Genomic DNA, 17,845 nt, shown 5'->3' with positions numbered 1-17,845 from the left:
ATGAACCACCCATTCTCCCTTTCCTCACTGATTTTCATCTACAATTATCCTGACAGAAGAAACTCGGTAATGTCTGGAGAGCGACATGTTTGCGTTAGTGATATTTGTTTGTTATCTCGGGCATGGCTGTGACGATTTGGTCATCGGTGCCTACAACACCGAAGCGCAATGTCTGCAAGCGATGGATGAACAACGCCTGCGCCGCGCGGGTTGCTTCCCCATTGAAGAGTATATTGATGGCTTCTGGATCCCCGCCCAGGAGTACGCTGATTTTTAGTTTTCCCGCCTGAGTATTCTCATCGACACACACCAAAACCGCGCATGCCAAAATGAAAGTGATTAGCGTGTGCGGCATTGTATTCCGGCCCCAACGAGTTACCGAAAAAACGACAGCTTTCTCTGAACGTGGTACGCAAGTAGCTACCACGATCGTCCGCTTCTGACCACTGATTCAGGACGCTGACCTGCCGACCGTCAGAGAGACGAAAAGCGGCAATATCCCACGCATCTGCCGTCGCATGCTCGCTCAAACGCCCTTCCGGTCGGTGATAAACATTTCGACAAGCATAGCTGCCCATATGGTCGATGCGCGCTAGCGACGTGCCAAGAGACTGCGCCTGCGGCACCGCAACTTGCGAAACAAACATGGTGCTACTCAGCGCCAGCGCGCAACTGGCAAGAAAACTGGAACTGAGCGTGACCGCACCAAAGCCTTGTATCCGCACGGGTGACGCGACCGGACATTGTCCATTGATGTCATTGGCCTCGGAGAATCGCAGACGCCCGTTCTCCTGCGCCTGCTTTAACACGGCCAAACAGGCTTCAGGATCGTTGGCGACAGACTTCATTTTCAGCCGGGTAATAAACGTAGGTGGGTCATCGACGGACAGCGGAGAAAGAGGATCATAGCCGGGCGGGAGTTGACGTTGGATCCAGGGCGCCAGAGCGACTAACGCCCCCAATATCACCACAACGATTACCCATCCCCGCATCAGTACCCCCTCCCGATTATTGTCTTCTCCTGAATAATATTATGCTATTAACGCGAATTCGGCCGGATTCATCCCCAAAGCGATCCCCGCCTCCACGATTTTCTGCCACTCCTGATCGGACAAATCAATACCATCAGCGTTACGTTGCGCCTGCGAAATACGTTCCGGTTCACCGGCGATTAAAATAGGCTGTGTCGGATCGGGAGCCGTTGACGTGCGAACGTAATCCAGCATCGCATCATATTCTTTCTGCAACCACGCCATAGAAACCATACTGGCGGGATCGATAACAATCGTCGTCATGTTATTCACTATCGCCCCCTGACGCGCATTCTCCGGTTGAATCGTTCCGCCGCCAGACAACAGTCCTGCCAGCATTTCAGCCGCTAAAATCAACCCGCCGCCTTTATGTTTCGCGATGGGTTTCAAGGCACCGTGCTTTTCACCTTCCCACATGACTTTCGGATCGTTAGTGGAAACACCGTGGCAATCCAACATGACCTCTTCATCAAACGTTTTGCCTGCCAGATACGCGACCCGCGTTTTCCCCAGCGCAACCACGCTGGTGGCGAAATCCAGAACAAAAGCCGCATTATTATCCGTTGGCGGGAATGCAATGCAGATAGGGTTCGTCCCGAAACGAGCTTCACTGCCACACCAGGGAGCCACAATCGGGTCGAGATCGTTAACGTTGACGAAGTGTATCGACACAAGCCCGGCGTCCGCCGCCATTTCTCCATAAGTGCCGATGCGTCCCAAATGGCAGGTCGACGACAGCGTCATTAAACACACGCCCGTCGTTTTTACCCGATCGATAGCCGCCTGCATCGCTTCTTTGCCCGTACGCTGACCAAAGCCGCGATCGCCGGTAAATTGCAGCACCGCCCCACTGTCACGCACTAAACGCGCGGGCGTATTCGGGTGCATGATGCCTTTCTCGATGAACTCCACATAGTGTGGCAACATCCCCACGCCATGGCTGTCATGCCCTTTCAGATTAGCCGCCACGAGGTGTTCGGTGACAGTACGAGCTTCGTGTTCTTCACATCCTGCTTTTTGCAATACGCTTTGCATCGTCGCCATCAGACGACTGGCTGAAATCTGCATATCTCTTCCCTTCATCTACTGATTTATTCTTCACCGATTTCATCCTACTGCGGAACCGGAATGAATAAAATATAAACAAATCAAGCGATATACCAATCAGTGTGATTGCTTTAACCATCTGGTGAAGAATATCCCCCAACAGTACCATCCACGATATTGTAAGACGTGTGCATAGACGGCTGACATAGACAGAGTTGCCCATTTATCGGGCGTAAATAATATGGATTTTATTTAAATGAAAAAGACATCGCGTTTTCTTCTGGCGCTTGCCGGATTATTGGTTTCCATTACTGCTTATTCCGCAACGCCCTCTCCAACTCATCCGGAGGAAACTCGGATACCGGCCATCAAACTGATCAATACGCCAGACAATCACTCAGCCTTCGTAACAGGCAGTGTTCCCGCTCTGGAAAAAATTACCGCGCAAAAATTTTGGCTTAGTAATTCCACTGAAGCCTGGGAGATGAACGTTCACCCGGCACCGCGCAAACAATATGTCATCACGCTGAAAGGCACGTTGAAATTTCGGGTCAGCGATGGTTCCACTTTTCTGCTTTCTCCTGGGACTGTCTTGATTGCCGCCGATACGCAGGGAGAAGGACATAGCTGGGAGATGGTTGAAGGATCTGAATGGGTCAGAGTTTATATTCCGATTGTGGATGAGAGCGATTATTTCACTCCCGATTCAGCTGTCACCGTGGCGTCTAAAGCGCACTAATCTTTCGTTGTACATTGGCGACAGAAGCCTGTCGCCAACCTATTAATCCTGATTCGCATCAAACGGATCTTCGACATCATCTTTGCTGTCATCACGTTTGCGCGGAATCTCACCCTGATCTTTTGGCGCATCTTTTGCCGGATGATCATTTTCATCCTTGTGTTTAGTACCCGTATTTTTCTCAGTCATTGTTTCCTCCCATTACGTCGTGTTCTATCAATTTAGTCGATAACTGCTATAAACGGGATATAAACCTGTCGATTAGATTGTGATAAAAGGCATTTTATAATGAAGGTAGAGGAATTATGTCCGTTCGCTATGCAACAGTTAATGAAGCTGAATACTTACGGATGATGAGGAATAAAAAATATAGGCTGCTGAGTACTGAACATAAAATGCAGTAAGCGGCGATGAGATATAAAAACAAAAACCCCCAGCTTTACGCTAGGGGTTTTCAGTGCTTTTCTTGACCGCTCCGGTTAAACCATCATCGCTATCGCAAGAGAAGCATTAATTCATTTGGCTTTATTGTAGCGCGACTTTTTACAGTGCGACAACGTTGCCAGCTGATGGACCTTTCTGACCATTTTCAATGGTGAACTCAACCTTTTGGCCTTCGTCCAGCGTTTTGAAATCGTTGCTCTGAATAGCAGAGAAATGTACGAATACATCTTTGCTGCCGTTGTCAGGAGTAATGAAACCAAAACCTTTACCAGCGTCAAACCATTTTACTAAACCAGTCATTTTATTAGACATAGAAATTACCTTAATTTTATAGCGCCTTCCGGCAAATAGGGCCTGTGCACAGAATTTAATTAGCAACAATAAGGAGGCTCAAAAGAAGGGATATCTATGGATAACACTTTGAAATGAGAACTGCTTTACTAAACTGCTTTTTACGTCTGCGAATCAAACCGACGAGTCATTAACTCATGTATCAATATCTTTAGCAAGCATTTATTTTTAAAAACCTTTAAAAGACCCACCAGCACTATTTTATGAGCACATACAAAGTACAGAGTAAGCCAAAGACATGGAAGGTTAGATCCTTTATTTCGTACATTGATTTTTTGAAGCAAAAAAAAAGACTGAATACGATTCCTGTATTCAGTCTAGGGAAATGGCTCTTGGGAGAGCCGTGCGCTAAAAGTTGGCATTTATACAAGCTGTACTAGCCCTGTAGACTTAAGCTTAGCCAACTCCCTCGCGTTTTCCAGCCTTAACCTATTCGCAATCATCACAAATGGAACAGATTTCACACTTTATCTTAACCATAAAGAAGTAATTATTTAACATTGATAAGTAAATCAATCACTTCATGGCTTATCGTCTGGCTGACATAACTGCTCTGCACGTTCGATAAATGGTTGAAGGCTTTTTTTCTGTCCGGGATGCTTAGGATCGTCCAGCCAGATCGCGTCTATCGGCTGCGCACTCACCTGCCCAGATTTCATTTGCGCAATCGCGACATCGTTCAGCGGATATTGCATCAGCGTACCGGTATGTAAGGCGTACAGCGCATTGCCAGGGCGGCAAATCAGTTGAACTTCTTCACGCGTGAAAGCCCAGCGATCGCCGTACTCAAACCGGCTGATATTTGCCAGTTTAGCGGCAGCAAAAGCATTCACAGAAAGTGAAGTAAGCACGATAGATAGCAAAAATTTCTTCATCATGTATTCCCGACATGGCGTATTCAAACAATGATGTGTGGGTTTTGCAGCCTTATCCGAATCAGAGAAAGACAGCTTCAACCCTTATAAAACATAACGTTGTATATCACGACTGATGCGATCATAGCGACAGAGGAAGGTGAAGTCGAGTGCGGATTTCAGGAATAATATCGGTAGTTTAGTACTGGCAGAAAGGTCGTTCGGGAGAGGAAAATGGCGGGATAAGAAAAGCGTTATCCCGCGTCATTCAACTAATTATTGGCCGACAGAAGCGTCGCTTGTCATTAGGTTGACGGCGCTGCCGCAGACATTTTTTTCAGGTCCTGATCGATGAAGAACAGGCCGCCTTCGCTGGCTTTGACTAACGCCAATTTGTCCAGAATAGAACGGAACAATTTCTCTTCTTCGTGCTGCTCAGCAACGTACCATTGCAGGAAGTTAAATGTAGAGTAATCCTGCAGCGCCATCGCTTCATGCGCCAGCTCATTAATTTTTGCAGTGATCAGTTGTTCGTGTTCATAGGTCAGCTTGAAGACATCAGCCAGTGAATCGAAATCAATCGGCGGTGCAGCAATCGCGCCTAATATAGGCAGACTTCCGGTATCGTCCAGATAGTCAAACAGGCGCTGCATATGTTGCATTTCTTCCTGAGAATGCGTCTTCAGGAAACTGGATGCGCCTTCAAAACCTTTGTCACCGCACCATGCGCTCATTTGCAGATACAAATTCGCGGAATAAAACTCCAGATTAAGTTGCTCATTCAGCTTCTGAATCATTTCTTTTTTTAACATATTAACTCCCTATTTTCCCGGCAGGTGAAATTATTCAGGGCATTATGCCTGAAAAAATAAAATAAAAAACACTTTATTAACATTGATATCAAATTGACAAAAAACCTCATTTAAACAACAAGTTAATATTTATGTTATTGATATTTATTATCACTTAAGTCTTGGGGTAAATATATTATTGCGAATCATTTTTATTATCAAAAATAACAACCGTGAACGATGTCATTTATGACACTTTTGTATTAAAAATGATTCCCATTTCGTAATGAGGATAATAAACATCCACATAACAAGGTGAACGCTTGCCATTTTCCTGTCACTACTTTACCGTGACACGCATCAGTCTGTGGCCAATAGGCAGGAGAAAACGATATGGGATACAATCTGGCAGAATTGTCCAAAGAAGAGATGGATAAAGTTAACGTAGACTTGGCGGCGTCAGGCGTAGCCTTCAAAGAACGTTACAATATGCCAGTCATTCCCGAGGTCGTTGAGAGAGAGCAACCCGAGTACTTGCGTGACTATTTTCGCGAACGCGTGATGTTTTATCGCCAGCGTTCACTGCAGTTCTCTCGTTTACCCTACGAACCTAAGTCTAAGTAGGCTTATCCCTTCATTATTCCAACCTACGACGACCTTGCCGCGGAAAACATCCCTTTCCACGGGTTACATTCTTACACAGCAAAAACGATTTTCTGCTTGCATATCGGCCCGCACAAGAGGTTAATGGAGTAGCAACCTACCCCTTTATCACACGAGGCAAGATATGAGTAAAGGTTTGGATAGCAAAAAGAACAGTAAGAAGAAGCCACTAAAAACGGCAGCCGAAAAACGTGCCGATAAAAAGGCGAAGAAACCACAGGCTGATATTACCTGAGTACTGTTATTACCTAAGTAATATGCCATGCTGATAGGGTAAACCCGAAGACGGGTTTACCCTCATAATCGCAGTTGCTCGCCCTTATTCGTGATCGTCCGCAGCCATTTCAAGCACCATCAGCAGAAAAGCATATTCCAACGCAATATCATCATACCGTTTGAAGCGACCGGATTTTCCGCCGTGCCCAGCATCCATATCGGTGTATAGCAGCACCAGACGATCGTCCGTTTTGACTTCGCGCAATTTCGCCACCCACTTCGCAGGTTCCCAATACTGAACCTGAGAGTCGTGTAACCCAGTAGTTACCAGCAAATGCGGATAGCGCTGCGCGGTAATGCCGTCATAGGGGCTATATTGTTTGATGTAGTCATAATAGATTTGTTCATTCGGATCGCCCCACTCGTCATACTCTCCGGTCGTCAACGGGATAGACTCATCCAGCATTGTCGTCAGCACATCAACGAATGGAACCTGAGCAACGACACCCTTAAATAGATCGGGAGCCATGTTCACTACCGCGCCCATCAATAGTCCGCCCGCGCTGCCCCCCATCGCGAACATATTGTCCCTGTCGCCATAACCTTTTTCTATCAATGCCTGAGACACATCGATGAAATCGGTGAAGGAATGCATTTTATTGAGCAGGCGGCCATCGTCGTACCACTGTTGACCCAGCTCGCCGCCACCACGAATGTGCGTTAAGGCAAAGACGAACCCTCTGTCCAGCAGGCTCAGACGGCTAACGCTAAAATCGGGATCCAGGCTATGACTGTACGCGCCATAGCCGTAGACCAGTATCGGGTTCTTACCTGGGCTGAAATGATCGCGATGATAAACAAGGGAAACCGGAACGTCGACGCCATCCCGAACCGTGATCCACAAGCGTTCACTCCGGTAATTGTCCGGGGAGAAATCTTTCACTTCGGCTTGCTTAAGTAACTGCTGTTCGCCCGTATCCAGATTCAATTCATACTGCGTGCTGGGGGTCGTCATTGATGAATAACCATACCGCATTAGTGTCGTTTCTGGCGTAGGGTTGTACGACAGCCACGTCACATAGCTCGCATCATTAAAGGTGATCGCTTTCTCTTCCCGCGTATGCCAGTGAATCTGGCGCAAGCTGGTCAAACCGCGTTCCCGTTCTTCAACCACCAGCCAGTCACGGAACAGCTCAAAGCCTTCCAACACGCGGTGTTCATGTGGCGCAATCAGCGTTTCCAACGCTTGCTCATCGGGCCTATCTGAACGGTAGAGGCCAAAGTTTTTCCCTTCCCGATTGGAACGTAGATAAAACGTGTCCTGATAGTGATCGATGCCATATTCATGATCTTTTCGACGTGGAATGCATACCTGCGGCACCGCATCCGGGCGCGTAGCGTCGAGCAATAGCACCTCACTCGTCGTTGTGCTACTGAGATAAATGGTGATGTAGTGCTCTGAGGTCGTTTTACTCAGGCTAACGTAATAGGTGTCGTCTTTCTCTTCATAGACCAATTCATCCAACGCCGGATCGCTACCCAGACGGTGGCGATAGACCTGATACGGCAACAGCGTTTGCTCATGTTTGCGCACGTAATACAGAACCGTCGAATCCGCCGCCCATTCCGCCCCTGCAGTCACATTTTCGATCACATCAGGCAGCCACTCGCCGCTGTTCAGATCGCGAAAACGAAGCGTGTACTGCCGACGGGATAAAAAGTCCTCCGAGAGCGCCAGCAGCGTGTTGTCAGGGCTAACCTCAAGCGTGCCGAGGCTATAAAACTCATGCCCTTCCGCACGTTGATTCCCATCCAGCAACGTTTCCCACGTGTCTGTTGCCTGCTCAGGTTGACGCAGATAGATAGCGTACTCTTTACCCTGCTCATAGCGACTTTGGTAGCGATAGCCTTTTCTGACATACGGTACAGACATATCCGTCGACGGAATGCGTTTGACCATTTCGTCATACAGCGACCGTTTACGTGCTTCATGAGGTGCCATGACGGCTTCGCTGTAGGCGTTTTCCTGCGTCAGATAGTCCAACACCTGCGGATCGGTACGCTGGTCATCACGCAGCCAGTAATAATTGTCGATGCGCGTATCGCCATGTGTACTTAGTGCATGGGGTCTTTTTTCAGCTTGCGGTGTCTTCATGGCGTCGGATCTCGTTGTCTTGACATAAAATTTTCGCTTTGTAAGAAGAGTGGCACGATTGCCCAGCAATGCCAAGCCACGTCCTTGTCTCTTGGTGCGCTTTTGCGCATCGCATTCCACTGCACGCCCTCTTTAATGCGCACGCAAACGTTTTCGTTTATACTGCGGCCATTTTTCACAACCCGATCAGGTATAAGGTTATGTTAACAATTGGAACCGCCCTGCGTGCGGATGCCACACGAGTGATGCTGCTTGGCTCCGGTGAATTAGGCAAAGAAGTGGCGATTGAGTGTCAGCGCTTGGGAATCGAAGTGATTGCGGTCGATCGCTATGCCGATGCTCCCGCCATGCAGGTTGCGCACCGCAGCCACGTCATCAATATGTTGGATGGCGATGCATTAAAAGCGTTAGTTGAAGCCGAACGCCCTGATTACATCGTGCCGGAAATTGAAGCCATCGCGACCGACATGCTGGTGACGCTGGAAAAGCAGGGTCACCATGTTGTTCCTTGTGCTGAAGCGACGCACCTGACAATGAATCGTGAAGGCATCCGTCGTCTGGCTGCCGAGACACTCGGCGTTCCCACTTCCACCTACCGTTTTGCCGACAGCGAAGAGAACTTCCGTCAGGCGGTAGATGCGATTGGCTATCCTTGTATTGTTAAACCTGTCATGAGTTCTTCTGGCAAAGGGCAAAGCCTGATTCGCTCTGCGGAGCAGTTAGATCAGGCGTGGAGCTACGCCCAACAGGGGGGACGTGCAGGTGGCGGACGCGTCATCGTGGAAGGACTGGTTAATTTTGATTTTGAGATCACCTTACTGACCATCCATGCGGTTGACGGCATTCATTTCTGTGCGCCAATCGGCCACAGACAGGAAGACGGCGACTATCGTGAATCCTGGCAGCCACAGCAGATGAGTGCGCTGGCGCAGGAACGCGCGCAGAAAATGGCCAGCGATGTTGTGAAAGCGCTCGGCGGCTATGGCCTGTTCGGCGTTGAGCTGTTCGTCTGCGGCGATGAGGTTATTTTCAGCGAAGTCTCCCCTCGCCCGCACGATACCGGCATGGTGACGATGATTTCTCAGGACTTGTCCGAGTTTGCGCTACACGTTCGTGCTTTTCTGGGGCTGCCCATTGGCGCAGTTCGTCAGTATGGCGCATCGGCTTCCGCCGTGATTTTACCGGAACTGGATAGCAACAACGTGCGTTATCAGGGACTGGAAAGCGCACTGCTCCCTCATACGCAAATTCGCCTGTTTGGTAAACCGGACATCAGCGGTAAACGCCGTATGGGTGTCGCATTAGCCAGTGCGGAAACCACGGATGATGCTGTAGCAATCGCCAAGCGCGTTGCTGCGGGCGTAAAAGTCAGCGGCTGATACAAAAAAGGCCACTCGCAGTGAGTGGCCTTTGTCATTCAATCACGAGCAAACTTACGCTTTCGCGCCTGCAACCGCTTCACGCGCCAGTTCAGTAATACGCGCGTAATCACCGCTTTCCAGCGCGTCGTTCGGCACCAGCCATGAACCACCTACGCACAGCACGCTTTTCAGCGCCAGATAGTCGCGGTAGTTATTCGGCGTAATGCCACCGGTTGGGCAGAAACGGATCTGAGCAAACGGACCAGCGATCGCCTGGAGCGCTTTCACGCCGCCGTTAGCTTCCGCTGGGAAGAATTTGAACTCACGCAGGCCGTAATCCATACCCAGCATCAGTTCAGATACGGTGCTGATACCTGGGATCAACGGGATGTTGCCTTCCGTTGCGGCTTTCAGCAGCGGCTCGGTCAGGCCTGGGCTGATGGCAAACTGCGCACCGGCCTCAACCACCGCAGCCAGTTGCTCAGGGTTTGTTACCGTACCAGCACCCACGATAGCTTCCGGTACTTCTTTTGCAATCGCGCGAATCGCTTCGATGGCGCAGTCGGTACGCAATGTCAGTTCCAGAACGCGAACGCCGCCCGCGACTAACGCTTTTGCCATCGGCACCGCGTGTTCCAGTTTGTTGACCACAATCACAGGAACAACGGGACCCGTTGTCAAAATCTGTTCCGCGCTCGTTTTCCAGTTTTTCATCAAAAATTATCTCCAGTCATGCCCGAGGGCATCATTAATTATATAGCGCGCCCCTGCCACAGGGATCTGCGTTGCCACAGATGTCCGACCGCACCGTGAGCCATACATTAAAAACTGTGGGAGGCCGACCGTTCTCGGCCAGCCTCCCCATTACTGACGTATTATCAAAAAATTACTCAAACTCATTCCAGGAACGGCCATCGCGGGTAATCATCGCCACGGATGCCACCGGTCCCCAGCTTCCTGCCTGATACGGCTTCGGTGCATCGTTGTCCATCGCCCACGCATCCATGATGGAATCCACCCACTTCCAGGCTTCTTCAACTTCATCACGACGGACAAACAGTGCCTGAATCCCACGCATGGTTTCCAGCAGCAGACGCTCGTAAGCATCCGCTAAATGCTGCTGATTAAAGGTTTCCGAGAAGCTCAGATCCAGTTTCACCGTTTGCAGGCGGTGTTTGTGTTCTAACCCTGGCACTTTATTCAGAATCTGGATTTCCACACCCTCATCCGGCTGCAAGCGAATAATCAGCTTGTTCTGCGGCAGCTGCTGGTAAGAATCACGGAACAGGTTCAGCGCAGGATTCTTAAAGTACACCACCACTTCTGAACATTTGGTAGGCAGACGTTTACCGGTACGCAGGTAGAACGGCACGCCAGACCAGCGCCAGTCATCGATATCAACGCGAATCGAGACGAAGGTTTCCGTGCTGCTGCTTTTGTTCGCGCCCTCTTCTTCCAGATAGCCCGGCACTTTATGTCCCTGAACAAAACCAGACGTGTATTGGCCGCGTACCGTCGTTTCATGCACGTTGGAGCGGTCGATGCGACGCAGTGAACGCAGCACTTTCACTTTTTCATCACGGATGCGATCAGTCGTCAAATCAGACGGCGGCGACATCGCAATCATCGTCAGAATCTGTAACAGGTGGTTCTGGATCATATCGCGCATCTGGCCGGCTTTATCGAAATAGCCCCAGCGCCCTTCAATCCCAACTTCCTCGGCTACCGTGATCTGCACATGGTCGATCGTCCGGTTGTCCCAGTTTGAGGAGAACAACGAGTTGGCAAAACGCAGCGCCAGGAGGTTCAGAACGGTCTCTTTACCCAGATAGTGGTCGATGCGGTAAACCTGACACTCGTTAAAGAATTCCGCGACCTGATCGTTAATGACGCGAGAAGACGCCAGATCGGTACCGAGCGGTTTTTCCATTACCACGCGCGCGGGCTCTTTATTCAGCCCTGCTGTTCCCAATCCTTTGCAGATCGCACCGAATGTACTCGGCGGCATCGCAAAATAGTTGATGGTGGTACGGTTTTTCTGGTCAAGCATCTTGCCCAGTTTGTTGAAGGCTTTGGTGTCTTCCACATCAAGATTGCAGAAATCCAGCCGACTGCTTAGCGTTTCCCACAACTTATCGTCGATGGCTTCTTTCATAAAGGTGTCAAGCGCTTCGCGCACGACGCGGGTATACTCCGCTTTATCCCAATCCGCACGGCCCACCCCGATAATTCTGGTGTCCGCATGGATGTGCCCTGCTTTTTCCAACTGGTAAAGGGAAGGCAGCAATTTACGGCGTGCCAGATCGCCCTTAGCACCGAAAATAACCAGATCGCACGCTTGGGCTGTTGAAGTTACCGCCATGTTCATCTCCTCGTTGCAGGATGCTGTAATTTTATTACAGCGATAATGTACTCTTTTTGACTACAGCCAGTAAACCCATCATAAAAATGCTAAATAATGGTCGGGATTGACTGAAAACCATGCATAAATCGGTCTGTGCAGTGGCTGAAGTCACTTATGCATTCGCCCTAAAACGAAATTTTTCGTCGTTTCTGACAGTCGATTACTTTTCTGAAAGTTAGACACATGTCATGTTCTGGCAAAAAAAGGACCTAACTTGGCCTGTTGCCCTCTGCCAACCACTACAGGGTCGTAGTATATTTTCACGACGTGCATTTTTTCACGTAACATTTTTTCACGTAATACATGCCAGTTGTACCTTTAGTTGAAATTGGAAAAAACTTACATGGCCCTTGTCGTATGAATATGCTGGAAAAAATCCAGAGTCACTTAGAACTCTTGAGCAAATCAGAAAGAAAAGTTGCTGAAGTGATCCTGAGCACTCCGCAGACGGCCATTCACTCCAGCATCGCAACCTTAGCCAAAATGGCCGATGTCAGCGAACCAACGGTTAATCGTTTCTGTCGCCGCCTTGAAACTAAAGGTTTTCCCGATTTTAAACTACATCTGGCGCAAAGTCTGGCAAACGGTACACCGTATGTGAACCGTAACGTTGAAGAAGATGACAGCGTTGACGCCTATACCAGTAAGATTTTTGAATCCGCGATGGCTGGCCTGGAGCAGGTGAAATCCAGTCTGGATGTCACCGCCGTTAACCGCGCCGTGGATTTGCTGACGCAGGCGAAGAAAATCTCTTTCTTTGGTCTGGGTGCTTCCGCTGCGGTCGCACACGATGCGATGAACAAATTTTTCCGCTTCAATATCCCCGTTGTCTATTTCGATGACATCGTCATGCAGCGCATGAGCTGTATGAATTCCAGCGACGGCGACGTCGTGGTATTGATATCCCACACAGGCAGAACCAAAAGTCTGGTCGAAATGGCGCAGTTGGCACGCGAAAACGACGCGACCGTTATCGCCATTACCTCGGACGGCACGCCGCTGGCGCGTGAGGCGTCGCTGGCCTTGCGGCTTGATGTGCCTGAAGATACCGACGTTTATATGCCGATGGTGTCCCGCATCGCTCAGTTGACGTTGATCGACGTTCTGGCGACGGGCTTCACGCTACGCCGCGGGGAAAAATTTCGTGATAACCTGAAACGGGTCAAAGAGGCCCTGCGTGAGTCGCGCTTTGATAAAGACGAGCGATTGATTAACCCCTTCAGGTGATAGATAAGTTTTACGTTATGCTTTGTTTTTTAGCTATATTTTGTACCCTAAATAATTCGAGTTTCAGGCAGGCGGCAAGCGAGGGAGTCCCGATGAACTTACTCAAGTAAGTGATTCGGGTGAGTAAGCGCAGTCAACGCACATGAAACTTGAAGTATGACGGGTAATGGAAAATGAGCGGTATCATCAACCTGTTTCATCTTGATATGGCCACAGACGACAGACATAGAAAGATGGCGGGGATTACCTGTACAGTATGATAATCAGACTCAACACGATGTTCGGATAACGCAGGTGAAATAGTTTTGTTGTAAAGTGACATTTTGCACCGTTATTCGACGCTTAATCGCAACACTACAGCTTCACAAGTGAACGGAGTTATACATGTCCAGACGGCTCAGAAGAACCAAGATTGTCACCACCCTGGGGCCCGCTACCGACCGTGATAATAATCTCGAAAAGATTATCAGTGCGGGCGCGAACGTAGTACGAATGAATTTCTCTCACGGCACAGCAGAAGATCATCTATTACGTGCCAACAAAGTTCGTGAAATTGCGGCTAAATTAGGCCGCCACGTTGCCATTCTTGGCGATCTACAGGGTCCAAAAATTCGTGTTTCTACCTTCAAAGAGGGTAAAATTTTCCTGAATATCGGCGACAAATTCTTGCTGGATGCCAACTTAGCGAAAGGCGAAGGCGATAAAGAAAAAGTCGGGATCGATTACAAGGGCTTACCGAGCGACGTGGTACCTGGCGATATCCTGTTACTGGATGACGGCCGAGTGCAGTTGAAAGTCCTGCAGGTTGAAGGCCTGAAAGTGTATACCGAAGTCACCGTTGGCGGTCCGCTGTCTAACAACAAAGGCATCAACAAACTCGGTGGCGGTCTGTCTGCCGAAGCGCTGACGGAAAAAGATAAAGCCGACATTATTACCGCCGCAAAAATTGGCGTCGACTATCTGGCCGTCTCTTTCCCTCGTACCGGTGAAGACCTCAACTACGCACGCCGCCTTGCGCGTGATGCGGGCTGTCACGCCAAGATCGTATCAAAAGTTGAACGTGCTGAAGCTGTCTGCTCAGATGCCGCAATGGATGACATTATTCTGGCTTCCGACGTGGTGATGGTGGCGAGGGGCGATCTAGGCGTTGAAATCGGCGACCCAGAGCTGGTGGGTATTCAGAAGAAATTGATTCGTCGCGCCCGTCAGTTGAACCGTGCGGTCATCACCGCTACGCAGATGATGGAATCGATGATCACCAACCCGATGCCAACGCGCGCCGAGGTGATGGACGTCGCCAACGCCGTGCTGGATGGTACCGATGCCGTGATGCTGTCAGCAGAAACCGCTGCGGGCCAATATCCGGCTGAAACCGTCGCAGCTATGGCGAAAGTGTGTTTAGGCGCGGAGAAAATCCCAAGCATCAACGTCTCCAAGCACCGCCTTGACGTGCAGTTTGATAACACCGAAGAATCCATCGCGATGTCTTCCATGTACGCCGCCAACCACCTGAAAGGGGTTACCGCGCTGATCGCCATGACGGAATCGGGTCGTACCGCCCTGATGATGTCCCGTATCAGTTCTGGTCTGCCGATTTTCGCGATGTCTCGTCATGAGCACACGCTGAACCTGACCGCGCTGTATCGTGGCGTTACTCCCGTGCATTTCGACAGCTACACGGACGGCGTTGCTGCCGCCAATGATGCAGTGATCCTGCTGCGTGACAAAGGGTTCCTGATGTCTGGGGATCTGGTCATCGTCACACAAGGTGACATCATGGGTACCGTGGGCACCACCAACACGATCCGCATCCTGCGCGTGGAATAATCAGTACCATAACCGCTCTGCTGCTGAGGTGGTGGACGGTTCATACCAGCAAAAAGCCGGACGATTTCTCGTCCGGCTTTTTTATCTATGCGGCCTATCAGCCCGCTGTTATCTACCGTATAAGTTAGTCGCGGTATAAATCGTCCCGACAGTACGGTTCAATCTCACCCGGTTTGCGGGTTTTCAACAGCTTCAGAATCCAGGTGTACTGCTCAGGGTTCGGTTTGACCAGAATTTCCACTTCTTCATTCATACGCCGCGCAATATATACGTCATCCGCATCCGCTAGATCGTCCATCGGCGGACGGATAAACACATCCAGGCAGCCGTCTTTGGCGTTATACACCGGGAACAGCGGCACGATATCAGCACGACACACTTTCATCAGCCGTCCGACGGCAGGCAGCGTTGCTTTATAGGTCGCAAAGAAGTCGACGAATTCGCTGTGCTCAGCGCCGTGATCCTGATCGGGCAGGTAATAACCCCAGCACCCGGAGCGCACGGAGCTGATAAACGGTTTAATACCGTCGTTACGAGCATGGATGCGGCCACCAAAACGACGACGTAACCGATTCCACCAGTAGTCCACCAACGCATTCTTCTGGTTGTGGAACATGGCCGCCATACGTTGACCACGCGAGGTCAGCAGCATCGCAGGGATATCAACCCCCCAGCCGTGTGGAACCAGAAAAATCACGTTCTTCTCTTGTTCTTTAATACGCTCCAGAATGTCTTCGCCATGCCAGCGAACGTATTTTTCGATTTTCTTCGGGTTACGAATTCCCACTTCCACCATCATGATCATCGACTGAGGAGCCGTTGCAAACATGTCATCAATGATAGCTTCGCGCTGTGCTTCAGTTAATTCCGGCATGCAATACAGCAGATTAATACGGGCACGGCGGCGGGCGCCTTTTGATATTCTCCCAACAAAACGCCCTAGCCCACCCAGCACTGGATTTCTTAATCGCGCGGGAACATAGGCAGCGAGCGCCATCACACCAACACCTAACCAAACGCCCCAATAGCGCGGATGAAAAAAGGCGCGTTGAAACTGGGGAACAAATTCAGCGTTCGATTTTTTTTCTTTTTCCATGCCTAAACTCTTCAGATCAATCAATAAACATAATCATAATTGCCGCTCGGCGTTTAGCAACACCGACAGCAATTACGCAAAAACACGTCTGCTCGATAATAAAAAATCAGGAACCTGTGTTCTATCAAATGTTCTATAAATGAAAATGCCGGCAGCAAGCCCCACCGGCATAACATGCAATCAATATCTATCCTAAATAATTCAAGTTGCATGAAGGCGGCAACCGCATGAATCCCCAGGAGCTTACACAAGTAAGTGACTGGGGTGAGTAAGGGCGGCCAACGCACAAGCAGCTTGAAGTATGACGGATATCATTAATCAAACTTAAGCTGCGGTACCACTTCCTTAACCTGCGCCAGATAATCACGACGCTCTTTACCCGCCAGCCCTTCAGAACGCGGCAGTTTAGCCGTTAGCGGGTTTACCGCCTGCTGGTTGATCCAGAATTCGTAGTGCAGATGCGGACCAGTAGAACGTCCAGTGTTACCAGACAACCCGATACGATCGCCACGTTTCACTTTCTGTCCCGGTTTAACCAAGATGCGATGCATATGCATATAGCGCGTGGTGTACTGGCGACCATGGCGGATCGCAACATAGTTCCCCGCTGCACCGCTGCGTTTCGCGATCACCACTTCGCCATCACCGACGGCCAGAACCGGTGAACCGACTGGCATGGCAAAATCGACACCTTTATGTGGTGCGACGCGCCCTGTCACAGGATTCAGACGGCGTGGATTGAAGTTGGAGGAAATACGGAATTGTTTCATGGTTGGGAAACGCATAAAGCCGCGCGTCAACCCAGAACCTTCACGATCGTAGAATTTACCGTCTTCTGCACGAATAGCGTAATAGTCTTTGCCACCCGTATTCAGACGAACACCGACCAGCTCACTCTGCTCACTTTTACCATCGAGCATTTCGCGGGACATCAGGACAGAGAAGGTATCGTCTTTGCGTAATTTACGGAAATCCAACTGCCATTGCAGCGCTTTAATGACTTCACGCACTTCTGTGCTGGTCAAACCGGCGTTTTTTGCGCTGCTGACAAAGCTGCCGCTGACTCGGCCATTCAGGACGCTGTTGCGCCACTCGCCTTTCAACGTTTCAATGCGCTCTTTGAAATCGGCACCAACACGCTCATAAATGCGTGTTTCACGGCGGGACATCTGCCAGGTCAAACTTTGCAGGTCGCCGTTTTCTGCCAGAGCCCATGAGATTTGCTGACCAATTTTCAGGTTCCGCAAATCTTTATTCTGCTCCGCAAGCTGGGTGACATCCGCAATATCAATGCCGTACTGCGTCAAAATGCTGCTTAAGGTATCGCCCGTAGAGACCACGTACTCATGTACGCCGCCTTCATCGGCCACCTTATCATCCAGCTCATCTTGTGGAATCTCGTCATCTGGCGAAGGTTGGTCTATCGGTTCACTGGCTTCAGGCGTCAACGTACGCAGTTGGCTGGTTTCCAGGTCGATATCTTTCACGATGACGGGGGCATCATCGACGTGGGGATAAACAAAAGGCCGCCAAACAGCAACGGCCAATGTTACAACGGTAAGCGACCCCAGCATGACGCGATGGGGCCGAGGTAAGCTGTTATACGCCAGAGCGATAGTTCGGACTATCTGCTGCACTT

General features: G+C 49.9%; 17 protein-coding genes. 6 read left to right on the top strand and 11 right to left on the bottom strand.

The window, feature by feature from the left end:
* The first annotated feature begins 85 nt into the window (after positions 1–85).
* Entirely contained in the window at positions 86–277 is a 192-nt protein-coding gene (locus BUB06_RS00785; RefSeq protein ID WP_039472847.1) for a YdfD/YebW family protein, read from the top strand.
* Between the two features lie 19 nt (positions 278–296).
* Here BUB06_RS00785 and BUB06_RS00780 read toward each other — a convergent pair whose 3' ends face one another.
* Together BUB06_RS00780 and BUB06_RS00775 are read right to left on the bottom strand one after the other, a co-directional pair.
* A complete protein-coding gene (locus tag BUB06_RS00780; RefSeq protein WP_039472845.1) occupies positions 297–992 on the bottom strand; it encodes an extensin-like domain-containing protein in 696 nt (231 codons plus the stop codon).
* A 39-nt stretch (positions 993–1,031) separates the two neighbouring features.
* Complete coding sequence (locus BUB06_RS00775) at positions 1,032–2,099, bottom strand: malate/lactate/ureidoglycolate dehydrogenase (protein ID WP_039472842.1); 1,068 nt, start codon at positions 2,097–2,099, stop codon at positions 1,032–1,034.
* Positions 2,100–2,334: 235 nt separating this feature from the next.
* Between BUB06_RS00775 and BUB06_RS00770 the strand changes: the two genes are divergently transcribed.
* Positions 2,335–2,817 carry a cupin domain-containing protein gene (locus BUB06_RS00770; RefSeq protein ID WP_039472840.1) on the top strand — a complete coding sequence of 161 codons (483 nt, stop codon included), beginning with the start codon at positions 2,335–2,337 and terminating at the stop codon, positions 2,815–2,817.
* A gap of 42 nt (positions 2,818–2,859) precedes the next feature.
* Here BUB06_RS00770 and BUB06_RS22060 read toward each other — a convergent pair whose 3' ends face one another.
* The 4 genes from BUB06_RS22060 to ftnA form a co-directional block, all read right to left on the bottom strand.
* The gene (locus BUB06_RS22060) at positions 2,860–3,006 is read right to left on the bottom strand and encodes a hypothetical protein (RefSeq protein ID WP_010302639.1); all 147 of its coding nucleotides are present in this window, start codon (positions 3,004–3,006) and stop codon (positions 2,860–2,862) included.
* Positions 3,007–3,360: 354 nt separating this feature from the next.
* A complete protein-coding gene (cspE, locus tag BUB06_RS00765; protein ID WP_005967874.1) occupies positions 3,361–3,573 on the bottom strand; it encodes a transcription antiterminator/RNA stability regulator CspE in 213 nt (70 codons plus the stop codon).
* A gap of 560 nt (positions 3,574–4,133) precedes the next feature.
* Entirely contained in the window at positions 4,134–4,490 is a 357-nt protein-coding gene (locus tag BUB06_RS00760; RefSeq protein ID WP_080726784.1) for a YebY family protein, read from the bottom strand.
* A 281-nt stretch (positions 4,491–4,771) separates the two neighbouring features.
* Positions 4,772–5,278: a non-heme ferritin gene (gene ftnA / locus BUB06_RS00755; protein ID WP_039472838.1), complete on the bottom strand. Its 507-nt coding sequence runs from the start codon at positions 5,276–5,278 to the stop codon at positions 4,772–4,774.
* 372 nt (positions 5,279–5,650) lie between these two features.
* Between ftnA and BUB06_RS00750 the strand changes: the two genes are divergently transcribed.
* Positions 5,651–5,881 carry a DNA polymerase III subunit theta gene (locus BUB06_RS00750; protein WP_010275841.1) on the top strand — a complete coding sequence of 77 codons (231 nt, stop codon included), beginning with the start codon at positions 5,651–5,653 and terminating at the stop codon, positions 5,879–5,881.
* Between the two features lie 358 nt (positions 5,882–6,239).
* Here BUB06_RS00750 and BUB06_RS00745 read toward each other — a convergent pair whose 3' ends face one another.
* On the bottom strand, positions 6,240–8,291 hold the full coding sequence (locus BUB06_RS00745; protein ID WP_039472836.1) for a S9 family peptidase: 2,052 nt from the start codon (positions 8,289–8,291) through the stop codon (positions 6,240–6,242).
* Positions 8,292–8,491: 200 nt separating this feature from the next.
* On the opposite strand from BUB06_RS00745, the gene purT reads away from it, so the two are divergent.
* A complete protein-coding gene (gene purT / locus BUB06_RS00740; RefSeq protein ID WP_039472833.1) occupies positions 8,492–9,670 on the top strand; it encodes a formate-dependent phosphoribosylglycinamide formyltransferase in 1,179 nt (392 codons plus the stop codon).
* Between the two features lie 54 nt (positions 9,671–9,724).
* Here purT and BUB06_RS00735 read toward each other — a convergent pair whose 3' ends face one another.
* Both BUB06_RS00735 and zwf read right to left on the bottom strand, forming a co-directional pair.
* Positions 9,725–10,366: a bifunctional 4-hydroxy-2-oxoglutarate aldolase/2-dehydro-3-deoxy-phosphogluconate aldolase gene (locus BUB06_RS00735; RefSeq protein WP_010275853.1), complete on the bottom strand. Its 642-nt coding sequence runs from the start codon at positions 10,364–10,366 to the stop codon at positions 9,725–9,727.
* A gap of 172 nt (positions 10,367–10,538) precedes the next feature.
* Positions 10,539–12,014, bottom strand: coding sequence for a glucose-6-phosphate dehydrogenase (zwf, locus tag BUB06_RS00730; protein WP_039472832.1), 1,476 nt, complete (start codon positions 12,012–12,014; stop codon positions 10,539–10,541).
* A gap of 399 nt (positions 12,015–12,413) precedes the next feature.
* Here zwf and BUB06_RS00725 point away from each other — a divergent pair, with 399 nt between their 5' ends.
* Entirely contained in the window at positions 12,414–13,283 is an 870-nt protein-coding gene (locus tag BUB06_RS00725) for a MurR/RpiR family transcriptional regulator (protein ID WP_010275858.1), read from the top strand.
* A gap of 384 nt (positions 13,284–13,667) precedes the next feature.
* Positions 13,668–15,110, top strand: coding sequence for a pyruvate kinase (gene pyk / locus BUB06_RS00720; protein ID WP_010310094.1), 1,443 nt, complete (start codon positions 13,668–13,670; stop codon positions 15,108–15,110).
* A 124-nt stretch (positions 15,111–15,234) separates the two neighbouring features.
* Here the strand turns inward: pyk and lpxM are convergent, their stop codons facing one another.
* Together lpxM and mepM are read right to left on the bottom strand one after the other, a co-directional pair.
* Positions 15,235–16,206: a lauroyl-Kdo(2)-lipid IV(A) myristoyltransferase gene (gene lpxM / locus BUB06_RS00715; protein ID WP_039469143.1), complete on the bottom strand. Its 972-nt coding sequence runs from the start codon at positions 16,204–16,206 to the stop codon at positions 15,235–15,237.
* A gap of 314 nt (positions 16,207–16,520) precedes the next feature.
* A complete protein-coding gene (mepM, locus tag BUB06_RS00705) occupies positions 16,521–17,843 on the bottom strand; it encodes a murein DD-endopeptidase MepM (RefSeq protein WP_010307879.1) in 1,323 nt (440 codons plus the stop codon).
* Positions 17,844–17,845: the final 2 nt, after the last annotated feature.

The organism is Pectobacterium carotovorum (genome assembly GCF_900129615.1).
In the GTDB taxonomy this organism is placed as follows: Bacteria; Pseudomonadota; Gammaproteobacteria; order Enterobacterales; family Enterobacteriaceae; genus Pectobacterium; species Pectobacterium carotovorum.
This window is presented reverse-complemented; position numbering and strand designations above follow the sequence as displayed.

Bases quoted from the DNA above. Each gene is read 5' to 3' on its own strand.
- zwf (WP_039472832.1), bottom strand. From the start codon at position 12,014: ATGGCGGTAACTTCAACAGCCCAAGCGTGCGATCTGGTTATTTTCGGT.
- pyk (WP_010310094.1), top strand. From the start codon at position 13,668: ATGTCCAGACGGCTCAGAAGAACCAAGATTGTCACCACCCTGGGGCCC.
- cspE (WP_005967874.1), bottom strand. From the start codon at position 3,573: ATGTCTAATAAAATGACTGGTTTAGTAAAATGGTTTGACGCTGGTAAA.
- BUB06_RS00745 (WP_039472836.1), bottom strand. From the start codon at position 8,291: ATGAAGACACCGCAAGCTGAAAAAAGACCCCATGCACTAAGTACACAT.
- lpxM (WP_039469143.1), bottom strand. From the start codon at position 16,206: ATGGAAAAAGAAAAAAAATCGAACGCTGAATTTGTTCCCCAGTTTCAA.
- BUB06_RS00775 (WP_039472842.1), bottom strand. From the start codon at position 2,099: ATGCAGATTTCAGCCAGTCGTCTGATGGCGACGATGCAAAGCGTATTG.
- BUB06_RS00780 (WP_039472845.1), bottom strand. From the start codon at position 992: ATGCGGGGATGGGTAATCGTTGTGGTGATATTGGGGGCGTTAGTCGCT.
- BUB06_RS00725 (WP_010275858.1), top strand. From the start codon at position 12,414: ATGAATATGCTGGAAAAAATCCAGAGTCACTTAGAACTCTTGAGCAAA.
- purT (WP_039472833.1), top strand. From the start codon at position 8,492: ATGTTAACAATTGGAACCGCCCTGCGTGCGGATGCCACACGAGTGATG.
- ftnA (WP_039472838.1), bottom strand. From the start codon at position 5,278: ATGTTAAAAAAAGAAATGATTCAGAAGCTGAATGAGCAACTTAATCTG.
- BUB06_RS00735 (WP_010275853.1), bottom strand. From the start codon at position 10,366: ATGAAAAACTGGAAAACGAGCGCGGAACAGATTTTGACAACGGGTCCC.
- BUB06_RS00760 (WP_080726784.1), bottom strand. From the start codon at position 4,490: ATGATGAAGAAATTTTTGCTATCTATCGTGCTTACTTCACTTTCTGTG.
- BUB06_RS00750 (WP_010275841.1), top strand. From the start codon at position 5,651: ATGGGATACAATCTGGCAGAATTGTCCAAAGAAGAGATGGATAAAGTT.
- BUB06_RS22060 (WP_010302639.1), bottom strand. From the start codon at position 3,006: ATGACTGAGAAAAATACGGGTACTAAACACAAGGATGAAAATGATCAT.
- BUB06_RS00785 (WP_039472847.1), top strand. From the start codon at position 86: ATGTTTGCGTTAGTGATATTTGTTTGTTATCTCGGGCATGGCTGTGAC.
- BUB06_RS00770 (WP_039472840.1), top strand. From the start codon at position 2,335: ATGAAAAAGACATCGCGTTTTCTTCTGGCGCTTGCCGGATTATTGGTT.